We start from the raw sequence: 2,208 nt of genomic DNA on the forward strand, positions 1-2,208 counted from the left end.
AAAATTGACAATCCGGGTTCGCCTGAAGCCGTTGAGGCAGATATTGTGAACTGGGTGAAAGCGCAAGGCTTGATTTAGTAATGATCAGAAATGGAAAGGCCGTCTGAAATATTTCAGACGGCCTTTTCCTATGGGATTTAGAATGTTTTTTGCGAATCAAGCAATAAGGTAACCGGCCCGTCATTGCAAAGGGAGACCTGCATATGGGTTTGGAATCTGCCGGTTTCGACAGTCAATCCATGTTCGCGCAAAAGTTGCGCGGTGTATTGATAAAGCTTGTCTGCTTGTTCGGCAGGGGCAGCATTGGAGAAGGACGGACGGCGGCCGCTGCGCGCATCGGCGTAAAGGGTAAACTGAGAAACCAGTAATATCGAGCCACCGACATCTTTGAGCGATAAATTTAATTTGCCGTTTTCGTCTTCAAAGATACGTAGGTTGGCGGTTTTATCCGCAATGTATTTGGCGTCCGCTTCTGTATCGGTGTGGGTAACGCCGATCAATATCATAAATCCGTTGTTGATTTCGCCACAGGTTTCGCAGGAGTTTTCGGACAAAACGTCAACTTTAGCTTGGGTAACTTTTTGGATAACAGCGCGCATGATGTTTTTGAATAAAAGAAGTTTGTAAAAAAGGGCGTAAGATACGCCCTTGGGGTTTAAATATAGTTTCAGACGGCCTGAAACCATTGAATTAATTTACGGATTAATGTCGTTTTCTTTTAAGATACGTTCGATCTGATTCTCGACTTTTTGTCGTTTAACGGCTTGGGCAATCTGATTGCGTACCAGTTCGAAAGGTTCGGCATTGGGATCGCGTTCTACTGCACTGAGTTTAAACAGATAAAAACGGCTTTCCATCTGAATCGGCTCATGCGTTACATCGCCTCGGTTCATGTCAGCAAAAGCGGTAGCCAGTTGAGGAGAGAGCTGCTGCGGAGAGATGAAGCCGTCGAACTCTTGTTCGGGGTTGGGATAGCGTTTCATCAGCTCTTCAAATGACAAGCCTTTGAGCAGCAGTTCTTGCGCGGCGCGTACTTCGTCGGCTGAAGCAAAGCTGACTTGTTGCAGCTTGATAATGCGTGTTTGCTGGTCGTAGAAACGGCGCAACTCAGCATCGTCAACCGCGGTTTGGCGTTCTAGATAGGCAGCGTATTGGTTGGCATAAAACTCAGCTTCAACGTTTTTAAGCTGATTCTGCACTTCCGCATCTTTGTCCAAACCAGCCTTGATGGCTTCATTTTTCAAAATTTCCAAAGTCTGCAAACGTGTAACCACATCTTTGCGGATTGCCTGGCCATCGGGTTTGGCAGTCTGGTTGGGATGTTGATCGGCCTGTCTCAATACTTCGGCGACCATGCTGTCGATACGGGCGGGATCGATTTCAGGCGCTTTGGCGGTTGCTAAGCTCACGGTTGACAAGGCGAGGATAGCCAAAACGGCAGTTTTGGGCTTGATGTTCATGTGAGTTCCTTATTGCCCGCCGCTATCACGGCGGGCACCTTATATTATTTGTTGACTTTGATGCTGGCTTTTTTCAGTAATGATTGAATGGCCGCATCAACACGGGCTGCCTGTAAGTCGTTGCCAATCTCGTTTTTAGCGGCTTCGTAAGAAGGTACAGTAACGTTACGACGGTCATTGACATAGAAAACGGCGTACAAATTACCGTTTTGCAGTGGAGTTTTAGTGTGTGCACCTTTTTTCAGGTCTTTGACAGCAGCGTAAAGCGGAGGCGCTGATTCTTGCAAATCTTTAAGCGGAACATAAGCTTTAGGGATGCCGCCGGCTTTTTTGGCCGCTTCGTCAATTGAGTATTGGTTCAATATCGAAACAAAGCTTTTTTTCGCATCCAAATCGGCAATGGCTTTTTGGGCATTGCTGCTGCTGTCGGTCACGATTTCGCCCAGTTGGACTTCCTGAGTACCTTTATAGAAGTTGCTGAAGTCGTTGTAAGCGGCTTTGACATCTTTTTCTTGGACAGGATATTGACGGACGATATGCGCCGCGAAAGCTTGGCCTAACAAATCATTTTCGAAAACTGCCCATTCGGTTTTGAATGTGGCTTTTTTATCTGCACCTTGTTTGGCGGCATCGGCACGCGCTTGCTCCAATGCAGTTTTGAATTCAGCGCTTTGATCCAGTTTTAATTTTTTAGCTTCTTGGGTAACAACAGTGCTGATAACTTGGCGTTCAGTCAGCATTTGACGCA

At 46.6% G+C, this 2,208-nt stretch carries 3 protein-coding genes; all 3 read right to left on the minus strand.

The window, feature by feature from the left end:
• Nucleotides 1-137 precede the first annotated feature (137 nt).
• Entirely contained in the window at nt 138-599 is a 462-nt protein-coding gene (gene dtd, locus ACTHUM_RS11855; protein WP_070460225.1) for a D-aminoacyl-tRNA deacylase, read from the minus strand.
• A 96-nt stretch (nt 600-695) separates the two neighbouring features.
• Entirely contained in the window at nt 696-1,460 is a 765-nt protein-coding gene (locus ACTHUM_RS11860) for a peptidyl-prolyl cis-trans isomerase (RefSeq protein ID WP_070460208.1), read from the minus strand.
• A 44-nt stretch (nt 1,461-1,504) separates the two neighbouring features.
• The coding region (locus ACTHUM_RS11865; RefSeq protein WP_440402954.1) for a peptidylprolyl isomerase at nt 1,505-2,208 on the minus strand (704 nt) is incomplete at its 5' end.

It is taken from the genome of Neisseria sp. P0021.S006, assembly GCF_051956895.1.